This window comes from Nocardia sp. X0981 (assembly GCF_977089955.1).
The window spans coordinates 2,794,683-2,813,779 of the sequence record NZ_OZ372435.1 but is presented as its reverse complement, the minus strand read 5'-3'; the positions used below and the strand labels follow the sequence as shown (position 1 = coordinate 2,813,779).

Annotated in this window: 17 protein-coding genes and 2 tRNA genes; 6 read left to right on the top strand and 13 right to left on the bottom strand. The window is 66.7% G+C overall.

The genetic code is table 11. From position 1 onward, the window contains the following. Window positions 1-58: 58 nt before the first annotated feature. Window positions 59-703 (top strand): oligoribonuclease, encoded by a 645-nt coding sequence (orn, locus tag ACYR7D_RS12295; RefSeq protein WP_459549642.1) that lies wholly within the window; start codon window positions 59-61, stop codon window positions 701-703. Window positions 704-758: 55 nt separating this feature from the next. Beyond that, window positions 759-831, top strand: a tRNA-His gene (locus tag ACYR7D_RS12290). Window positions 832-883: 52 nt separating this feature from the next. Here the strand turns inward: ACYR7D_RS12290 and ACYR7D_RS12285 are convergent. The 6 genes from ACYR7D_RS12285 to ACYR7D_RS12260 all read right to left on the bottom strand — a co-directional run bounded on the left by ACYR7D_RS12285 (window position 884) and on the right by ACYR7D_RS12260 (window position 5,910). Continuing rightward, window positions 884-1,588, bottom strand: a complete 705-nt coding sequence (locus ACYR7D_RS12285) for a DUF4389 domain-containing protein (protein WP_459549641.1) — start codon at window positions 1,586-1,588, stop codon at window positions 884-886. A gap of 159 nt (window positions 1,589-1,747) precedes the next feature. After that, entirely contained in the window at window positions 1,748-2,794 is a 1,047-nt protein-coding gene (locus ACYR7D_RS12280) for a mechanosensitive ion channel family protein (RefSeq protein WP_459549640.1), read from the bottom strand. Between the two features lie 103 nt (window positions 2,795-2,897). Beyond that, complete coding sequence (locus ACYR7D_RS12275) at window positions 2,898-3,218, bottom strand: hypothetical protein (protein WP_459549639.1); 321 nt, start codon at window positions 3,216-3,218, stop codon at window positions 2,898-2,900. A gap of 69 nt (window positions 3,219-3,287) precedes the next feature. Next, window positions 3,288-3,638 carry a hypothetical protein gene (locus tag ACYR7D_RS12270; RefSeq protein WP_459550128.1) on the bottom strand — a complete coding sequence of 117 codons (351 nt, stop codon included), beginning with the start codon at window positions 3,636-3,638 and terminating at the stop codon, window positions 3,288-3,290. After that, complete coding sequence (locus tag ACYR7D_RS12265; RefSeq protein ID WP_459549638.1) at window positions 3,638-4,822, bottom strand: fatty acid desaturase family protein; 1,185 nt, start codon at window positions 4,820-4,822, stop codon at window positions 3,638-3,640. The genes ACYR7D_RS12270 and ACYR7D_RS12265 overlap by 1 nt, the downstream gene beginning before the upstream one ends. Window positions 4,823-4,851: 29 nt before the next feature. After that, a complete protein-coding gene (locus ACYR7D_RS12260; protein WP_459549637.1) occupies window positions 4,852-5,910 on the bottom strand; it encodes a ferredoxin reductase in 1,059 nt (352 codons plus the stop codon). 178 nt (window positions 5,911-6,088) lie between these two features. Between ACYR7D_RS12260 and ACYR7D_RS12255 the strand changes: the two genes are divergently transcribed. Then, window positions 6,089-6,697: a TetR family transcriptional regulator gene (locus ACYR7D_RS12255; RefSeq protein ID WP_459549636.1), complete on the top strand. Its 609-nt coding sequence runs from the start codon at window positions 6,089-6,091 to the stop codon at window positions 6,695-6,697. 1 nt (window position 6,698) lies between these two features. Here ACYR7D_RS12255 and ACYR7D_RS12250 read toward each other — a convergent pair whose 3' ends face one another. Both ACYR7D_RS12250 and ACYR7D_RS12245 read right to left on the bottom strand, forming a co-directional pair. After that, on the bottom strand, window positions 6,699-8,036 hold the full coding sequence (locus ACYR7D_RS12250; protein ID WP_459549635.1) for an MFS transporter: 1,338 nt from the start codon (window positions 8,034-8,036) through the stop codon (window positions 6,699-6,701). 170 nt (window positions 8,037-8,206) lie between these two features. Next, a tRNA-Lys gene (locus ACYR7D_RS12245) sits at window positions 8,207-8,279 on the bottom strand. 382 nt (window positions 8,280-8,661) lie between these two features. Here ACYR7D_RS12245 and ACYR7D_RS12240 point away from each other — a divergent pair. Then, window positions 8,662-9,795: a L,D-transpeptidase gene (locus ACYR7D_RS12240; protein ID WP_459549634.1), complete on the top strand. Its 1,134-nt coding sequence runs from the start codon at window positions 8,662-8,664 to the stop codon at window positions 9,793-9,795. Window positions 9,796-9,851: 56 nt separating this feature from the next. On the opposite strand, the gene ACYR7D_RS12235 is transcribed toward ACYR7D_RS12240, so the two are convergent. The 4 genes from ACYR7D_RS12235 to ACYR7D_RS12220 all read right to left on the bottom strand — a co-directional run bounded on the left by ACYR7D_RS12235 (window position 9,852) and on the right by ACYR7D_RS12220 (window position 14,660). Next, complete coding sequence (locus tag ACYR7D_RS12235; protein WP_459549633.1) at window positions 9,852-10,832, bottom strand: ABC transporter ATP-binding protein; 981 nt, start codon at window positions 10,830-10,832, stop codon at window positions 9,852-9,854. A 16-nt stretch (window positions 10,833-10,848) separates the two neighbouring features. After that, window positions 10,849-11,697, bottom strand: a complete 849-nt coding sequence (locus ACYR7D_RS12230; RefSeq protein ID WP_459549632.1) for an ABC transporter permease — start codon at window positions 11,695-11,697, stop codon at window positions 10,849-10,851. Continuing rightward, on the bottom strand, window positions 11,690-12,517 hold the full coding sequence (locus tag ACYR7D_RS12225) for an ABC transporter permease (protein ID WP_459549631.1): 828 nt from the start codon (window positions 12,515-12,517) through the stop codon (window positions 11,690-11,692). Before ACYR7D_RS12225 ends, ACYR7D_RS12230 begins: the two co-directional genes overlap by 8 nt. A 103-nt stretch (window positions 12,518-12,620) precedes the next feature. Beyond that, on the bottom strand, window positions 12,621-14,660 hold the full coding sequence (locus ACYR7D_RS12220; RefSeq protein ID WP_459549630.1) for an oxidoreductase: 2,040 nt from the start codon (window positions 14,658-14,660) through the stop codon (window positions 12,621-12,623). Window positions 14,661-15,379: 719 nt separating this feature from the next. Between ACYR7D_RS12220 and ACYR7D_RS12215 the strand changes: the two genes are divergently transcribed. Together ACYR7D_RS12215 and ACYR7D_RS12210 are read left to right on the top strand one after the other, a co-directional pair. Further along, window positions 15,380-16,027 (top strand): transglycosylase SLT domain-containing protein, encoded by a 648-nt coding sequence (locus ACYR7D_RS12215; RefSeq protein WP_459549629.1) that lies wholly within the window; start codon window positions 15,380-15,382, stop codon window positions 16,025-16,027. Between the two features lie 292 nt (window positions 16,028-16,319). Continuing rightward, window positions 16,320-16,631, top strand: a complete 312-nt coding sequence (locus ACYR7D_RS12210; RefSeq protein ID WP_459549628.1) for a hypothetical protein — start codon at window positions 16,320-16,322, stop codon at window positions 16,629-16,631. 96 nt (window positions 16,632-16,727) lie between these two features. Here the strand turns inward: ACYR7D_RS12210 and ACYR7D_RS12205 are convergent, their stop codons facing one another. Then, the gene (locus ACYR7D_RS12205; RefSeq protein WP_459549627.1) at window positions 16,728-18,836 is read right to left on the bottom strand and encodes an acyltransferase family protein; all 2,109 of its coding nucleotides are present in this window, start codon (window positions 18,834-18,836) and stop codon (window positions 16,728-16,730) included. Window positions 18,837-19,097: the final 261 nt, after the last annotated feature.

The following is a 19,097-nucleotide window of genomic DNA, read 5'->3' as shown; positions in this document are numbered from 1 at the left end:
GAACCGGTCGGGTAACGAATCCACCTGGCGGAGAGCTCGGCTGATTAGGGTTATGCGAGTGTCCGACAAATTAGTGGTGTGGATGGATTGTGAGATGACCGGGCTCGACCTGGTCACCGATAAACTGATCGAAGTGGCCGCCCTGGTGACAGACAGTGATCTGAACGTCCTCGGGGACGGTGTGGATATCGTCATCCACGCCGACGACGACGCGCTCGCCGCCATGCCGCAGGTGGTCGCCGAGATGCACGGCCGCTCCGGCCTCACCGAAGAGGTGCGCCGTTCCACCGTCACTCTCGCCGAGGCCGAGCAGCAGGTACTCGACTACATCCAGCAGTACGCGCCCACCGCGGGCGTCGTACCGCTCGCCGGTAACTCCATCGCCACCGATCGGGGTTTCATCGCCCGGGATATGCCGCGCCTCGACCAGCACCTGCACTATCGGATGATCGATGTGAGTTCGATCAAGGAACTGTGCCGTCGCTGGTATCCCCGCATCTACTTCGGACAGCCGGAGAAGGGTCTGGCCCACCGCGCCCTCGCCGATATCCGCGAATCGATCCGGGAGCTGGAGTACTACCGGCGCACCGCCTTCGTTCCCGCCCCCGGCCCCTCCACAGCGGAGATTTCCGCCGTGGCCGCCGCGGTGAGCGCCCGGGCGGCCGAATCCGCCCAGGTCAACGCCACACCGGAAACCGATTAGCTAACGAAGGGGTAGACGCGCTACTATCTAGGCCGCCGGTGCAAAACCGGCGATGGTGAGTGTAGTTCAGTTGGTAGAGCACCAGGTTGTGATCCTGGCTGTCGCGGGTTCGAGTCCCGTCACTCACCCTGAAAGCCCGGGGACCTGCGGTCCCCGGGCTTTTTCGTGCGCCGGAACGGCTCAGGCGGTGGGTTTCCCGGGATCGGCCGCCGGCGGTGCCTCTTCGCGGCCGCCCTGGTCCAGCCGGAACGGCGGGTACTCGTCGCGCAACAGCGAGGTGTAGACCTGCACCCGCAGCATCCACCGGTTGATACCCATCACGAAATCGAACAGGCCCTGTGAATAGCGGGCCACGAAGAGCAGCCCGACCAGGGCGACCAGGGTGGCCACACCGATGAGCGGTACGCCCATGGCGCTGGCGGGGCTGCCGCCGTCGTCGTCGTAGCTCACCACCCACGCGGCACCGGTCAGGCCACCGATGACCAGGTAGTGCGGGATCGCCAGCAGCCACCACTTGACCAGCACCAGGCCGCGATGCAGGGTCTGCGGGTGATCCACGTCCAGATCAGCGGGGTAGGTGTCGTCACTCGCCAGGGAGAAGGGCGGATACTTGTCCGTCCCGGCCGGTGACCAAGCGTAGAAGCCGACCCGCCACGTCCATCGGATAACGCCCACGCTGTAGTCGAACAGCGCGCGCGGGTACCGGCCGGTGAACAGGATCGCGAAGAACGCGATCACTGTGACCACCGCGTAGCCGATGTGCAGGAAGAACAGGATGATGTAGTGCGGGACGGCAAGGATCCATTTCACGATCCAGAGCCAGCGCGACAGCGCGGGGTCCAGATCACCGCGAACACGGACCGGGTAACCGGCGGGAGCAGGCATCGTGATCAACGCTCCTTCGAGGGGTGCTTCGGGCCGAATCGAACCGGCTCGGCCTTACCTCGATTGTGACCTGAGACACACCTTTTCGCCGGACTCGCGCGATACCGACATCCCTTCGATACCGATCCGGAGGCGGGGCGCGCCGCACCGCCTTCCCGTTCAGCGGACCGGAGCGTCCAGTCCTTCCACCGCGGCCAACCGGGGCAGCGCGCCGGGGTGGTTCTCGTTGAGCCAGCCGATCAGCTCCTCACGGACAGCGCAGCGTAGGGACCACACGGCATCGGAATCGCGGCCGGTCATCGAGGCACGTACCTCGATACCCGTCGGGGTGCTGTCGGTGACCAGGAGATTCCAGCTGCGTCCGTCCCAGTCCGGATGATCGCTCAGATACTCGTAGAGGTGCGCGCGGAGTTCGGCGACCGGGGCGCTGTGGTCCAGGTACAGGAAGACGGTGCCGGTCATCTGCGGACCACCCCGGGACCAGTTCTCGTACGGTTTGCTGTTGAAGTACGACACCGGCATCGTCAGCCGGCGGTCGTCCCAGATGCGGATGGTGAGGAACGACAGCGTGATCTCCTCGACGGTGCCCATCTCCCCTTCCATCACGACCGTGTCCCCGATCTTCACCGAATCACCGAACGCGATCTGCAGGCCGGCCATGAGGTTGCTGAGCGTGGACTGCGCCGCCACACCGGCGATGATGCCGATGATGCCGGCCGAGGCGAGCAGCGAGGTGCCCAGCACCCGCAGTTCGGGAAACAGGACGAGCATGGCGATCGCCGCGGTGGCGACCGCCAGCACCGCGCTGGCGATCCGGCGGATCAGGGTGAACTGGGTGTTCAACTGGCGTACCCGGCGCGGATCGCGGGCCCGGCGGGAGTAGCTGTTGAGCAGACCGTCGGCCACCGCGTCGACGATCCGCACCACGAGCCAGACCGCCGACATGGTGACCATGGTCGCCAGCACGCTGAGGACGACCGCGTCCTGCCGTAGCCGCAGCTCGGCCAGGGGATAGGTGATACGCAGCGCGGCGAATCCGAGGAAGAGCTGCAACGGCAGCTGCATCCGGCGCAACAGGCTCGGAATCGTGGTCTTCGGCTGCCGGGACGACCAGTACTTCAGTCCGCGGTCTATGGCCCAGCCGATCGCGATCGTCACGGCCAGCGTCCCCCCGAGAACGATCAGCAGCCGTAGTACATGTTCCACAGCGCCCACTCCTTGCCCATCATCCGGTCACATCCCCGGAACAAGGCTACAGTTCGGTAACGAACGATCACCACCGGTCACGGGGATACCGCGGGCACCGGGGTCATGTGGGTGGCTGCTCCTGCGCGGAATAGAGGCGCACATCCCCGCTTTCGCCGAGGAACGCATTGACCAGCATCACCTGATCGGCTCGCAGTTCGGCCGGATCGGGCGCGGTGGTGGTTATCGCGATCTGCGGAATGGCGGCCCAGTTCACCACATAGCGTTCGGGCGGGCCGTCGTCGTCGGAGAGCCTGGCCAGCCGGAAGACCGAGACGGTCTTGCTCTCCATGAGCCGGCGCACCACCTCCGCGATCCGCTCGGGGTCCTCCAGAGCGAACAGGAACCCGAAGGTGAGCTCCGGCGAGGAAACGTAGGCGGGCACGAGACGAGAGGGTAGCCGATGGAAAACCGCTCGGTGTGAGTTACCCCACCGAGCGGTTCCGGGGGCGGATCAGCGACGCTTCTCGTGCTCCTCGGGCTCGACGATATCGGCGTCCACCACATCGGCGTCGACCGTCCCCGCCCGGCGTGCCGTGCCGACAGCGGTTTCCGCCTCCGCCGCGGTTTCCGGCGCCTCCCGATCGGCATCGGCGCCCGTACGATCCGCCGCCGCGGCGGCATCGCGGCGGGCCGCCGCGGCGGCCTCGTTCATCTCGATGGCGTCGGTGATCCATTCCCCGATCTCCCGGGTCACCTCCGCGACCGTACCGGTGATGATGCCGGCGATATTGCCGACCCGGCGCGCGCCCGAGGAGGTGAGTTCCTGGATCAAATCCTTGTTGGCCTCGAATTTGCCGATCATCACACGCCCACTCCGGTCGGACTCTGCTGACGCATCACGATAACACCGGGCGTGGCGCGTTTACGCAGCCCAGCGGGCAGGAACCGGGCCAGCCTCGACTCCAGGACACGCGGGGGAAGGGCGAGCTGGAAGATCTTCTGCCACACCGAGCCGATCTGCTTGCCGAGCGGTCCGGTGTTGTAGGGCAGCCCGAACTTCTCGCACAGCGCGCGCACCTCCGGCGCGATCTCCGGGTACCTGTTGGCCGGCAGATCCGGGAAAAGGTGGTGCTCGATCTGGTGCGACAGGTTGCCCGACATGATGTGGAACAGTGGGCTGCCGGTGATATTGGCCGAGCCGAGCATCTGGCGGACATACCATTCGCCGCGGCTCTCGTCGGCGGTCTCCTCCTCGGTGAACGTCTGCACACCCGAGGGGAAGTGGCCACAGAAGATGATCGAGTACGCCCACAGATTGCGCACCAGATTGGCGGTGACGTTCCCTGCCAGGGTGGAGAGGAACAGCGGGCCGGACAGCAGCGGGAAGGCGATGTAGTCCTTGAGCACCTGCCGCCCGGATTTACGCAGCTGCCCCTGGATGAGCGGTTTGAGTTCCGCCCAGGTGCGCTTGCCCTTGACGATGTTGTCCGCTTCGAGGTCGTGCAACATCACGCCCCACTCGAAGAAGACCATGAGCAGAAAGGCGTAGAGGGGGTTGCCCAGGTAGTACGGGTGCCAATTCTGTCCCTCGTCCATCCGCAGGATGCCGTAACCGATATCCCGGTCGCGTCCGTGGATGTTGGTGTAGGTGTGGTGCAAATAGTTGTGCGAATGCTTCCACTGGTCCGCCGGGCAGACGGTATCCCATTCGAAGACGCGCGAGTTGAGGTTCGGCTCCCGCATCCAGTCGTACTGGCCGTGCATCACGTTGTGGCCGATCTCCATGTTGTCGAGGATCTTCGACACACTCAGCGCCGCCACCCCGGCCAGCCAGAACGGTGGCAGGAAGCCCAGGTACATCAGCCCGCGCCCGGCGATTTCGAACCCGCGCTGGGCCTTGATGATGTTGTAGATGTACTCGCGGTCGCGGGCGCCCAGATCGGCGACGACGCGATCGCGTAGTGCGTCCAGAGTGCGGCCGATCTCTTCGACCTGGTCGGGCGACAGGACCACAGGTCCGTCGGCGGTTTCGGTGAGAATGGTCATCTGCTGCTCCTGATTCGGATGTCGATACGTCAGATGGCGATGTCCACGTCGCCGACAGCGGCTTGTACGCAGAGTTGGATCGGCTGGTCGGGGTCGGATTCCAGCTCACCGGTGCGCAGATTGCGAGTGCACCCACTGCGCCGGACCGAGGTGCAGGAGAAACAGATCCCCATCCGGCAGCCGAACTCGGGCCTCAGGCCGGCTTCTTCGGCTTGTTCCAGCAGAGAGGATCCGGTGTTGTCCGCGGTGACCCCGCTGGCGGAGAACGTGGTGGACCCGTGCACGTCCGCGGTGTCCACGGGTGCGGCCGAGGCGACGAACTCTTCGGTGTGCAGTCGTTCACCGAGTCCCTCGGCCGTGAAGAGTTCCCGGACGGCTGCCATCAACGGCGGCGGGCCGCACAGGAAGGTGTGCGCGTCGGCGAACCACGGCGCCACCCGGACGAGCTCGTCGTAGCCGAAGGCGCGTCCGTCACGTTCCGGATAGCACAGCTCCAGACCGATATTCGGGTGGGCGGCGGCGATTTCGGCGAGTTCGTCGCGGTACGGCACCAGTTCCGGGGATCGCGCGTAGTGCAGGAAGACCACCGGGCCCCGGTATCCCTCGTCGGCGAGGGTGCGCAGCATGGACAGCACCGGAGTGATTCCGCTACCGCCGCTGATCAACAGCACTCGTTCCGGCCGAGGGTCCGGGAGGTGGAAAACTCCCGAGGCCGGTTCGAGGTCGAGGACCATACCGGGCCGGGCGTGCTCGTGCAGGTACCGCGACACCAGTCCCTCGGGGTGCACTCGGAGGGTGAGGTCCAGCCGGCGTCTCGGATCGTGCTGGGAGTTCACCGGGGAATAGCAGCGCAGGTGACGGACACCGTCGATCACCACTCCCACCTGCACGAACTGACCGGCGCGCAATCCTTCCCACTGGCGGGTCGGCCGCAGGCTCAGCGTGAGGGTTCCCGGGACCGATCGGTCCACATCGACGATGCGTGCCCGCATATCACGGACGGTGAGCATCGGGCGCACCAATTCCAGGTACCGGTCCACCGGATGCGGGGTGGTCAGGGTCTGCATCAGATCGAGAAGGGCCGCCATCGCCAGTTCTCCGTCCCTGTCTGTCGGTCACGTCACGAAACGGGAGGTCGTTTCGGTGTACGCCTGTACACTAAACTAGTGTGCCGGATGCCCCGCTGGGACTGTCAACCAGTAATTAGTGTGACGCAGACGACAGGATGGAGAAGAGCGGATGGTGAACAGCTGTATGCTCACTGAAATGACAGACCAGGCGGCGAGTCGAGTCGAACGTAAGGAGCGCACCCGGCAGGCGCTGCTCGACGGCACGCTGGCGCTGGCCGCCGAACGCGGTTTCGGCGCGCTGAGCCTGCGGGAGATCGCCCGCTCGGCCGGTATCGTGCCGACCGCTTTCTATCGCCATTTCGCTTCGCTCGAGGACCTCGGCGCCACCCTCGTCGACGAGGGTGTCCAGGCATTGCGTCTGGCCCTGCGCCAGCTGCGCCGGACACCCGACGCCCGCCTGCCGGAAACGGTTCGGTTCGTCTTCGGCGAGGTAGCCCGTAAACAGGAGTTGTACGGATTCCTCATCCGCGAGCAGCGCGGCGGAAGCGCGGCGTTGCGTTCGGCCATCGCGCTGGAACTACAGCTGATCGTGCGCGAACTCGTCGCGGACCTGTCCCGGATCCAGGCCCTGGATTCCTGGTCCCCGGGCGATCTGGAGGTAGCGGCCGACCTACTGGTGGCGACGGTGACCGACGGTATCGCCGACTACGTGGCGGCGGCCCCGCGCGACCAGCAGTCGATCATCGAACGCACCATCCAGCAGATACGTCTCATCGCGCTGGGAATGGGCGTCTGGAAACCCTGACTCACGCCACGGGCGCCGCGACCGGCTCCTCGGTCCCCGTTTCATCCGGGGCCGGTACCAGCAGCAAGGCGATCAGCCCGGCGCCGAGAACCACCAGCAGACCGCCGATACCCGCCCGATCGGTCCCGAAGGCCCAGACGAAGAACCCGAACAGGGTGGGAGCCAGGAACGACGCCGCCCGCCCGGTGGTGGTGTAGAGACCGAACAGCTGCCCCTCCCGCCCCGGCGGCGTGAGACGGGCGAGGAACGACCGCGCGGAGGCCTGGGCGGGTCCGACGAACAGCGTGAGCGCCAACCCGAACACCCAGAACATCGCGGCACCGGAGACGAAGAGCAACACCGTTCCGCACACCACCCCGCAAGCGAGCGAAACGGCTATCACCCGCTTGGGGCCGACCGAATCGTCGAACCGGCCCGCCACGATGGCACCCAGCGCCGCCACGATATTCGCCGCGATCCCGAACAGCAGCACATCGGAATCGCCGAGCCCGTAGACCTGCACCGCCAGCACCGCGCCGAAGGCGAAGACGCCGGCCAGGCCGTCCCGGAAGATCGCACTGGCCAGCAGGAACCAGATCACCCGCCGGTCGAGAAGCCACAGCTCCCGCAGATCTCGCCCCAGCACCCGGTAGGAGGCGAGGAAACCGACACTCGCCGCGCCGGGGACGGCATCGGTACGGCGCACCTCCGGCACCGCGAACAGCACCGGCAACGCGAATACGGCGAACCAGACCGCGGCCAGCAGCACCGCCAGCCGGACGTTCAGCCCGCCCTCGGTGCTCACCCCGAGCAGACCCCGCTCCGGACCGTCACCGGAAATGAACCCGATATAGCAGAGCAGCAGCAGAAAGATCCCGCCGAAGTAGCCCATCGCCCAGCCGAACCCGGAAACCCGGCCCAGCGTCCGCGGGGTGGACACCTGCCGCAGCATGGCGTTGTAGGGGACGGTGGCCAGTTCCACGAAGGCGGTACCGAACGCCAGCAGCACCAGGCCGAGCCACAGATAGTGATAATCGTCTCGTACGAAGAACATGGCGGCCATCGCGGCGACCGTCAGCGCGGTCAGCACCCCGAGCGAACGTTTGCGGTTCGCGGTGGCGTCGAAGCGCTGCCCGGTGACCGGGGCGGTCAGCGCGATGATCAAACCGGCGAAGCCGAGCGCCCAGCCCAGCCAGGCACTCGCGGAGATATCGCCGGGCAGATCATCGCCGACGGTATCGGTGAGGTAGACCGCGAAGACGAAGGTCCCGATCACGGCATGGAACGCGGCCGAACCCCAGTCCCACAGACCCCATGCGGCCACTTGCCCGCGCCCCACCCGCGCGTCCACCTCGCTCATATCGCGCAGACTAGTGGAAAACCATCCGGAGAAGCGGCCGTCTACCGGGACCGGCGAACTACGGTGCCACGGTCCAGGAACGACGAGATAGCGGCTTGATCACATCTGTTGTCGCGGAGAACGAGCGACGAACGAAAACCCTATAGTCGTAACAGATGTACGACCTTCGGTGCGCCATCAGGGACTCGAACCCCGAACCCGCTGATTAAGAGTCAGCTGCTCTGCCAATTGAGCTAATGGCGCGCGCCCCGTTGTTGCGGTGCGGGACAGACATTAACAGGCCTGGGCCGAGAAAGCGAAATCGATAGCCAGTCGGGCGGGCGTGAGCCTCCCGACGCCGTAACGGTGGACGAGCCGAAGCCTATGAGTAGGTGAGCCACCGGGGCCGGAAGTGGACTACGACGGTTGGGATCACTCCGGCGCGGCTGGCAGAATAGCTGAACGTGGTCTCGACCGATCCCGCCGCCGCGGTGGGTCGAGGTGAGCTGGTAATCGGTCGGATCCGAAGCCGTCGGCGCGTAGCGGGTGCGCCGGGACTTGAAACGGGGTTGATATGCATAGAGGTGATCGGCGCAGGCCGGTCCGTTGGTCGGTCGGAGCTGTGGTAATCATCACATTACTCGCGATGGTGTTATCCGCGTGCTCGTCCTCGGAGGCGAGTGAGGGGACAGTCGCCATCGACCGGAATCCGATCACCGAGCTCATCAAGCCCAAACTCGTGGCCCCCGTCAAGGACGGCGATATCGGCGTTTCGCCGGCCGAGCCGATGAAGTTCGAGGTCTCCGACGGCCAGTTCACCGAAGTGGCCCTGCTCAACCCGGACAACGAACCGGTCGCCGGGCAGCTGTCGCCGGACGGCCGTAGCTGGACGACCACCGAACCGCTCGGCTACAGCAAGACCTACCGGCTGCAGGCGCAGTCCATCGGCCTGGGCGGGGCATCCACCGCCGGTATGAGCTTCACCACCACGGCGCCCGGTAACGTCACCAAGCCGTACCTGGTCCCCGGCGAAGGGGAGGTGGTCGGGATCGGCCAGCCGGTGGCGGTCCAGTTCGACGAGAACATCCCGGACCGCAAGGCCGCCCAGGACGCCATCACGATCAAGACCGAGCCCCCCGTGGAGGGCGCGTTCTACTGGGTGAACAACCGGGAGGTCCGCTGGCGGCCGGAGCATTTCTGGGCGCCGGGCACCAAGGTGACCATAGATGTGAACGTGTACGGCAAGGATCTCGGCAACGGGCTCTACGGCCAGGACGACATCCACTCGCACTTCGTGATCGGCGACGCCATGGTCTTCACCGCCGACGACAATACGAAGATGGTGACGGTGGAGAAGAACGGCCAGGTCATCCGCACGATGCCCACCTCCATGGGGAAGAACGACACTCCCACCGACAACGGGATCTACATCCTGGCGGACCGCCACGAACACATCGTCATGGATTCGTCCACCTACGGCGTCGCGGTGAACTCCCCCGACGGATACCGCACCGATGTCGACTGGGCCACCCGGATGTCCTACAGCGGGATCTTCTTCCATTCCGCCCCCTGGTCGCTCGGGGCGCAGGGCAATACCAACACCAGCCACGGCTGTCTCAACCTCAGCCCGGCCGACGCCCAGTGGGTGTACCACAACGCCAAACGCGGCGATATCGCGATCGTGAAGAACACGGTCGGCGGCACCCTCTCCGGAGTGGACGGCCTGGGCGACTGGAATATTCCGTGGCCCGAGTGGAAAGCCGGCAACGCCGATATGTGAACCACCGCGCGAACGGTGCCGGTGCCGGATCCCACGGGGTCCGGCACCGCGCCGTTTCACCGGGTGGTTTCGTACAGGCGGCGCACGATGTCCTCGATATCGGGTTCCTCGATCGAGAGGTCGCGCACCGCCGCCCGGGCCGAAACCTCGGCCAGGAGCTGGGCGGCTGTGGTGGCCTCGGAGTCGAAGGCGAGCCGCTGCCGCATCCCCTCGGCCTCGTAGGACACCAACTCCGCGTCCGACAGCCCGTTCAGTTCCGGGGCCGGTCCGGCGAGATCGACGACCAGCACCCGTTGCGCCCCCACCGTCGCCCCCAGGCCCATGAGCGAACCATCGTAGGCGAGACGCCCGTGGTCCACGACCAGAACTCGGTCGCAGAGGCGTTCGATATCCCCCATATCGTGCGTGGTGAGCAGCAGTGTGGTGCCGCGCCGCTCCCGCTCGGCGCGCAGGAACTCCCGTAGCCGCTGTTTGGACAGCACATCCAGACCGATGGTCGGCTCGTCGAGGATGATCAGTTCCGGTGAATGCAGCAGCGCCGCCGCGACCTCCGCGCGCATCCGCTGCCCCAGGGAAAGTTGCCGGACCGGGGTGTCCAGGGTGCCGGCCATCTCCAACTGCTCGACCAGCTCCGCGGTACGTGCCCGCCCCGCCGCCGGATCCAGGCGGTGGATGGCGGCCAGAATCGTGAACGATTCCCGCAGCGGCAGATCCCACCACAGCTGGGAGCGTTGCCCGAACACCACGCCGATCCGGCCTGCCAGTTCCCGGCGCTGCCGGATGGGCTCCAGCCCACAGGTGCGCACGGTGCCCGACGTGGGGACCAGGATGCCGGTCAGCATTTTGATCGTGGTGGACTTACCGGCACCGTTGGCGCCGATATAGCCGACCGCCGCGCCCCGCTCGATGCGGAAGGTCATGGCGTCGACCGCGGTGACCGCCTCCCGCTGCGGCCGCAGCCGCTTGCGACCCTTCCGGTATCGGACGAACCGCCGGGTCAGCTCGTCCACCTCGATGATCGTCTCGGCGCCTGTCACGCCGCACCTCCTGTGGTCATCCCCCGCCGCTCTGGTAGTGCCGGGTCCCGAAACGCCACAGGACCGACGCCAGCACCCACGTCCACAAGGCCGCCAGCGGTGAGTACCAGGCCGACCAGGGCGGCAGACCCGCCGGGCCGGGCAGGTCCAGCAGCGCCAGCGTCGGCAGATAGGCGGTGAAGGCCACCGGTATCGCCACGCAGAAGAGCAGTTTCATCGGGGTCGGGAAAACCGAGACCGGTTGGGTGGCGGCGTAGGAACCACCGTAGGTGAAGCTGTTGGTCAGTTCGGCGCCGTCGATGAGGAAGAACTGGCAACCGGCCGCCGCCACGAACAGCGCCGCGAACAGCAGCGTTCCACTCGACACCGTCACCAGGAGCAGGGCCACCGTGCTCACCGACCAGTCGATATCGTTACGCACCAGCCCGACCGTCAGCACCACCAGCGCCACCGTGGCCCGAGCCAGGCGCCGCAGGGAGAAATCGCTGGTGACCAGCTGCAGCAGCACCGGCTGCGGGCGCAGATGACAGACGTCGAGAACACCCAGCCGAATGAGGCTCGGCAGCTTGTCCAGATGACCGAACGCCAGCTGGGCCAGCGCGAAGGCGAGGTTGCTCAAACCGAACAGCAACAACGCGGCGTCCATGTCCAGGCCACCCAGCACCCCGGCCTTGTGGAACACCACCCACACCTCGGCGAACTCCACGACTCCGACCAGGGTCGAGCCGATCAGATCACTGACGAAGGAGAGGCGATAGCTTCGCTGCGCCCGGACCCGGGACCGCAGCACAGCGATATAGGGGTCCAGACGGGAACCGGCGATGCCGGGACGGCGTTCCGGCTCCCGGACCGCGGTATCAACCACCCTGCACCTCCAGCTTCCGCCGGCCGGCCGCCAGGAGTACCCGGCCCAGGACACCCACCACCACCAGCCAGAAGAGCTGCGCACCGACCAGCCGCGTAGCGTCCCAGCCGACCACACGCCCGGAGAGCACATCCACCGGTGTCTGCAGCATCGAAGGGAAGGGGGTCCGGACAGCGAGGCTCCGCAACCAGTCGGGGAAGGTGTGGATCGGGACGAACAGCCCGGCGAGAAACGGGCCACAGGTCTGATACAGGACCCGGATACCTCGCGTTTCCACCACCCAGAAGCCGACGGTGGTCAGCGCGAAGAGCGCCAGGAACGAGATCGCGACGGCGAGCAGCAGACTGATCGCGCCGAGCAGATAGGACTCCGGGGTGGTGGGCAATACCAGCCCGAAGGTGAGCCAGCCGACCAGCAGGCTCGGGATACCCCGGGGGATCAGCGTGCACGCGGCCCGGCCGAGGTCGGACGCGAGATTTCCCAGCTGGATATCGACCGGCCGCAGGAAATCGATGGCGATGTCCCCGGTGCGGATCCGTTCGGAGAGTTCGAGTTCCGCGCCCAGGAATTGCAGGGCGCCGAGCATCCCCTGCGAGATCCAGACGTAGGCGCCGATACTTCCGGCGTCGTATCCGGCGAACTCCCCGGTGGCTTCGAGTGCCGCGATCAGCACCGCGGCCCGCACGAAACCGAAGACACTGTTGGTGCACAGGCCGGCGAGCATGGCGAGCTTGTAATGCCATTGCCGCCGGAATCCGGCCACCACCAGCCGCCGGTACACCGCGGCCGTCCCCCTGATATCGGCCGCAACGGCCGGCACGGTCACCCCCCACCTCGCGCGAACACAGAGACGAAACCCTACCGCGCCCGTCCCGCCGGAGGAAGTCGTTTACGGCCCGGTCGATCGACCGGACCCGTGCCCCTCACAACCGGGCGGCCAGCCTCGTGCCCTGGTCGATGGCCCGTTTGGCGTCGAGTTCGGCGGCCAGCTCGGCGCCGCCGATCAGATGCGCCGGGATACCGGCGGCGTCGAGTTCGGCTTCCAGATCGCGTACCGATTCCTGCCCGGCACAAACGATCACATTATCGATGCGCAGCGTCCGGGGCCGTTCGCGCTTCGGCCCGAAGCTGATGTGCAGACCGTCGTCGTCGATCCGCTCGTAGTTCACTCCCCCGATCTGCTCCACCCCCTTGGCCTTCAGCGCGGCCCGGTGCACCCAGCCGCTCGTCTTCCCGAGATCTTTCCCGAACGGCGTCGTCTTACGCTGCAGCAGCACCACTTCTCGTGCCGCCGGCGCCGGTCGGGGCGCACGCAACTGCCCCCGCAGGTGTTCGTCGTCGGTATCGACACCCCATTCCTGCTTCCACTCGTCCGGCTTGTAGGTGGGATGCCCTTCGACAGTGAGGTATTCACTCACATCGAAGCCGATACCACCGGCACCGATCACCGCCACACGCTTGCCGACCGGTTTCTCGTCCCGCACCAGTTCCGCGTAGGAGAGCACCATCGGATGATCGATTCCGGGGATATCGGGAATCCGCGGCCGCACACCGGTCGCCAGGACCACCTCGTCGTAGCGCGCCGCGATGAGGTCCGCCGCGGTGGCCCGTGTGCCGAGATGCACCCGCACCCCGGTGATGTCGAGCCGCCGGGTGAAGTACCGGATGGATTCGTCGAATTCCTCCTTGCCGGGAATCCGGCGCGCGATATCGAATTGCCCGCCTATCCGGTCGAGGGCTTCGAACAGGTCCACTCGATGCCCACGCTCGGCCAGGTTCACCGCCGCCGCCAGGCCCGCGGGGCCGGCACCCACCACCGCGATACGTTTCGCGCGCCGGGTGGGCAGCAGGGTCAGTGTCGTTTCGTGTCCCGCCCGGGGGTTCAGCAGACAGGAGACCGTCTTGTGCCGGAAAGCGTGATCGAGGCAGGCCTGATTACAGGCGATACAGGTATTGATCTCATCGACCCGGCCCGCCGCGGCCTTGTTCGCCCAGTCGGGATCGGCCAGCAACGGGCGGGCCAGGGAGATGAGCTGGGCGTCACCGCGGGTCAGGATCTCCTCGGCGATCTCCGGCATATTGATCCGGTTCGAGGCGCACACCGGGATGCCGACCGCTGCGGTGATCTTGGCGGTGAACTCGACGAATGCCGCCCGCGGCACCGAGGTGACGATGGTCGGCACCCGGGATTCGTGCCAGCCGATATCGGTGTTCAGGATGCTCACTCCGGCGGTCTCCAGCTCCCGGGCAAGTTCGAGGATCTCCGCGAAGGTCTGTCCGTTCTCGACCAGTTCGGCCATGGACAAGCGGAATACGATCAGGAAATCCGGACCGACCGCGGCGCGGGTACGCCGCACGATCTCCAGGGCGAGCCGCCGCCGGTTCTCGGCGGACCCACCCCAGCGGTCGGTACGTTCGTTGGTGCGCGGCGCCAGGAATTGATTGAGGAGATAACCCTCGCCACCCATGATCTCGACACCGTCGTACCCGGCGAATCGCGCGAGTTCGGCACAGCGCACATAGTCGTCGATGGTCCGGCGGATACCCCGATCGGACAGCGCTCGGGGGCGGAACGGATTGATCGGGGCCTTGATGGCGGAGGCCGAGACGCTACCCGGCACGTACGCATAACGGCCCGCGTGCAGGATCTGCAACGCGATCTTCGCGCCGGCCTCGTGGACCGCGCGGGTGATCCGGCGATGCCGGTAGGCCTCGGTCCGGTTGGTCAGTTTCGCGCCGAACGGGAGCAGCCAGCCGGTGCGGTTGGGGGCGTATCCGCCGGTGATCACGAGCCCGACACCGCCGCGGGCGCGTTCGGCGAAATAGGCGGCCAGCCGGTCGGCGTCCCAGGCCCGGTCTTCGAGACCGGTGTGCATCGATCCCATGACCACCCTGTTGCGCAGCGTGACGCTCCCCACCTGGAGCGGGGTGAACAACTGCGGATAACTCGTCGTCGAGCGCATCGGCGGGCTCTCTTTCCGATATCGGTCCCGCCCCGGCGACGGCGGGACCTGGCCTGCACGATTCATCACACCATCCGGCCGCCTGGGACTCCACCGGGGAGTCACCGGGCCGGGCGGCTGCGGTAGGGCCCGAAGATTTCGTCACCGAGGCGAAAACACGGATTTTCGCATCACGTAACCATTACGAACAGACAAATGCACAGTGGTCGGCAAAAAATCCTGTGTGGTACATCACAGAAGGTTTAAAGATGTTTCCCCAGGTCGTCGCGGGTATGCAACCGGTTCATTTCCTGTTTCAAGATCGCACTCAATACTTTCTCAGGATCCGTTAACCTGGCGTTCACCTACCGTGACCATTCTGAGATCCGGTCGGAAACGACCTGAGGTTCGATTGATCCGCAAGAGTGCGGACGCCGGGTTGGAAACAATCCCAGAAGTCCGCAGGCGCATACGGCGCCACGGTAGCGCGACAACCGAATCCGAGTCCACTCGTCTCCACCCCTGGTGGGGCTCCGCCGGCGCGGCGGCCCGGGAAACCACCCGGTACCGCGGCATGCGCCCTCCGGACCCGAACCACGCCTGCGTTCGGAGTCACACAACAAAACCCGACAACAGCACAGTCATGTTTTCCGGTCGCGAGCCACCCGGCCCGCCGCCGTAGATCCGTGCTGCCCGAACCGGGCCGGATCCCGAGACCGAGCAAGGAACCGAATCCGATCATGCCTAGCCATCGTTTCCCCAGCCTGTACCGTCGCACCAAGCGTGAAGCCATGGGCTTCGCCTTCGCTACGGCCGGTATCGTCGCCGTGACCGCTTCCTCCGCCGTATCCATGGCCGACGACAGCGCGCCCAGCCGAATCGCCATGGTCGCCGAGCAGGCCCCCGTCGCCACCGCGACCACCGAAACGACCGCTGCCGACACCTCCGCGGTGCAGGCCGAAGCCATCCCGGCACCGGCCCCCGCCCCCGAGGTGGTCCCCGATGTGAACACCGCATGGGCACCCGCGCCCGCCCCGGAAGCCGTCCCCGCGCCCGCCCCGGCCTACCCGAACAACCTCGACGGCTGGATCCGCGAAGCCATGGACATCATGGCGCAGCACGGTATCCCGGGCAGCTACGAAGCGATCCACCGCAACATCCTGCGCGAATCCTCCGGCAACCCCCAGGCCATCAACCTGTGGGACTCCAATGCCGCCATGGGCATCCCCTCCAAGGGCCTGCTCCAGGTGATCGACCCCACCTTCGCCGCCTACCACGTGCCCGGCACCGCGTTCGATGTCTGGAACCCGGTTTCCAATATCGCCGCCGCCTGCAACTACGCCTTCCAGAAGTACGGCTCCATGGACAACGTCTGGGGCGCCTACTGAGTTGATCCGCGGCGCCGCAGGCGTCGGCGGAGCACCAGCCGATCCCGGGACAGAGCCGTCCCGGACCCCCGGACGCCGCACACCGCGGCGCCGACGAACATCCCACCGCGCAACGGGGCGCGGCCGGGAGACCCGCCGAGAGGGGGCGGGAACCACAACGAAGTGGGTGCGCGATGCCGTCCGATCCGGGCGGCATCGCGCGTTTCGTCTCCCGAGCGGACTCTCCGCGCGTGCCCGCCCCGCCGGATGATCTTCCCGCGGACGGTCTTCCACCGGACTTTTACACTTGTGTATGGCCGATTACGCGCATTCTCCAGCCGCGGAGGCCGGTCGAGCCGCCAAAGCGCGGCAGCTGGCCGGGTATCTGTGGGACCGCGATATCTCGGCGTCCGAACTGCTGGAGCTGGCCGGACCGGTGCGGCGCAAGCTCGCCCGCGCGGCCGGGGTCAATCCGCCGAGTACCGAGGAGACGTGGCGGTCGGTGGCGCGACTGCTGAACGACAAGGCCGTCTGGGCCGCGCGTCATCCCGCGCATCCGGCGGCCCGGCGGCCGCATACGGAGGAGAAATTGCTCTGGGTGAAGCCTCCGGTCACCCCGTGGTGAACCGGCGCCGGCCGCGGCGCGTGGCCGGCGCGGTCCACGCGATCGAAGTGATCCCGTGGACCGCGCCCAGACGGCACCGGTGCACCGGCCCTACGTTCACCACCAACCGGTCGCCGAGCCGATCTGCCGCTCCAGTTCGGGCGCCAGGGTGCGCGCGTAGCTCGCGCTGAGGTGGTGTTCGTCGTGGTAGACGAGCACATTGCCCTCCACGACCCGGCAGATCTCCGGACCGCACACCGAATCGGTGAGATCCAGCAGCCGCATATTGGGGAACGCGGCCACATGCGCCAGCGCGGGGTTCACCGGGGCCAGCGCCGTCGCGCGGGGCATACCGCAGGTGGCGCTGTCACCGCCCGCGGCGAGACAGTCGACGGCGCTGTAACGGATACCGGTGGTGCTGCGCAGCCAGGGCGTGTCACGGATGGCGAGCACGTTCAGGCCCCGTTCGGCCAGCGCGGCCCAGACATCCAGGTACTCCGCGGGTACCGTATCGCCGCCGCTGGGCCAGATCGGCGCGGTGGCGGTGGTGAACACCCAGTCCGGCGGGTCGGCGGCGAGCAGTTCGATCACCTCGCGGGACCAGTCGCGGCAATCGGAGATATCGAGTCCGCGGTACTGCGCGTCGTCACGGATATTGAGCGAGCACCCCATCTTGAGGTAGACGACGACTTTGATATCGCGGACCTGGGCGAGCGCGTCCATGGCCGGCATCCAGTGCTCCGCGTGGGAGTTACCGACCATCGCGATGGTGCGCGACCCGTTCGGATCACCGTAGGTGCAGGTCACCACCTCTTTGTTGAACCAGTCGGAGATACAACCGTCGCGGGTGGGCGCCGGCAGGTCTCTGGAGGCCTCCAGGATCGAGGGCCGCAGTTTCGCCACCGGCACCTCCGCGCCGGCGAACAACGCCTCCGCACCCGGGTACTCGTTCACCGGCAGGGCTTCCACCGGCTCGGAAGGGGTCCGCGCGATCACCATCTGCCAGGAGGCGCACGCCGCGAAGACGAGCACGCCGACGAGGCTCACCGCCACGCCCGGGATCCGCCGGCGCCAGACCGGCAGCGTCACCGTACCGCCCGAACGCAGGCGCAACGGTTCTTCCACGAACTTGTTGGTGAGCACCGCCAGTACCAGCGAGACCCCGATGACCAGCAGTCCGCCCCCCAGACCGGCGTGCGGTTTCCCGGTCTGCACCAGGTAGTAGATGAGCAGCGGCCAATGCCAGAGGTACAGCGAATAGGCGATCGCGCCCAGTTCGACCATCGGGCGGGTGCCGAGCAGCCGGGTCACGATGGTCCGCCAGCCGGTTTCGGTGCGGATACCGGCGATGATCAGGGCCACTGCCGCACCGACCGGGAACAGCGCGGCCGGTCCCGGGAACTGGCGGGCACCGTTGAACAGCAGACCGCAGACCAGCACCGCCTCGAACCCGGCGAGCGCGATCAGGGTGAGCAGCACCCGGGCGGCCCGCCCGGCGGTGAACCGCAGCCAGGGCAGCACCGCGGCGAGCAGCGCGCCGGCCAGCAGCTCCCAGGCGCGGGCGCCGCTGTCGTAATAGGTCCATTCCTGGGATTCGGTCATCGACACAGTGGCGTAGACGAAGGAGCAGGCGCCCAGGAGAACGGCCAGTACCGCGATCACCGGCCGGACGGCGCCGGTGCGGCCGAGCCGCGTGCACACCCAGGTGATCAGCGCCAGCAGCACCGCGATGGCCACATAGAACTGCCCCTGTACGGCCATCGACCACATATGCTGCAGCGGGCTCACCGAGGGGTCGGCGGCCAGATAGCTCTCCGCGGCGCCCGCCAGGTACCAGTTCTGGTAGTAGAGGGCCGAGGCGAGCGCCTGACCCGACATATTGCCCCAGGTCGAATACGGTCTCGCCGCCACCGTGACCACCGCCACCACGGCGAGTACCACCATCAGCGCGGGCAGTAGCCGGCGTACGGTGCGAACCGCTGTCCGCCACAGGGCGACCCGGCCGGTTCGTTCCGCCTGCCGCAGCAGCATCCCGGTGTAGAAGAACCCCGAGAGCACCAGGAAGATGTCGACGCCACCGGATACCTTGCCGTACCACACGTGGAAGGCGACGACCAGGGCGATCGCGACTCCACGGAGTCCATCGAGGTCGAGCCGATAATCAGTGGAGCGGGCTGTGGCCGCCGATGGCGCTTCGCTACGGCCACTGTCCTTGATTCGTAACAACCGCTTTCTCCGACCTATCGCTTTCTCCGGCCGGCCCGGGGTGGGTCGAGTAACAGCAGTTGAGTACGAGCCTCGGACATAGCATGAATCCCTATCACAACGTGTTCTCCGCGGCGAATCCTGCCCTCGGCACAAGTCAGGGCCGCCACTGCGGCGCGGTACACCACAGCATCCGGGGATTACCCAAACCCGCGGACGATTTCTCCTGTCTTATCCAGGCCATACGAGTTGACAATCGCCCCGGCCCTCACAACAGTGGTA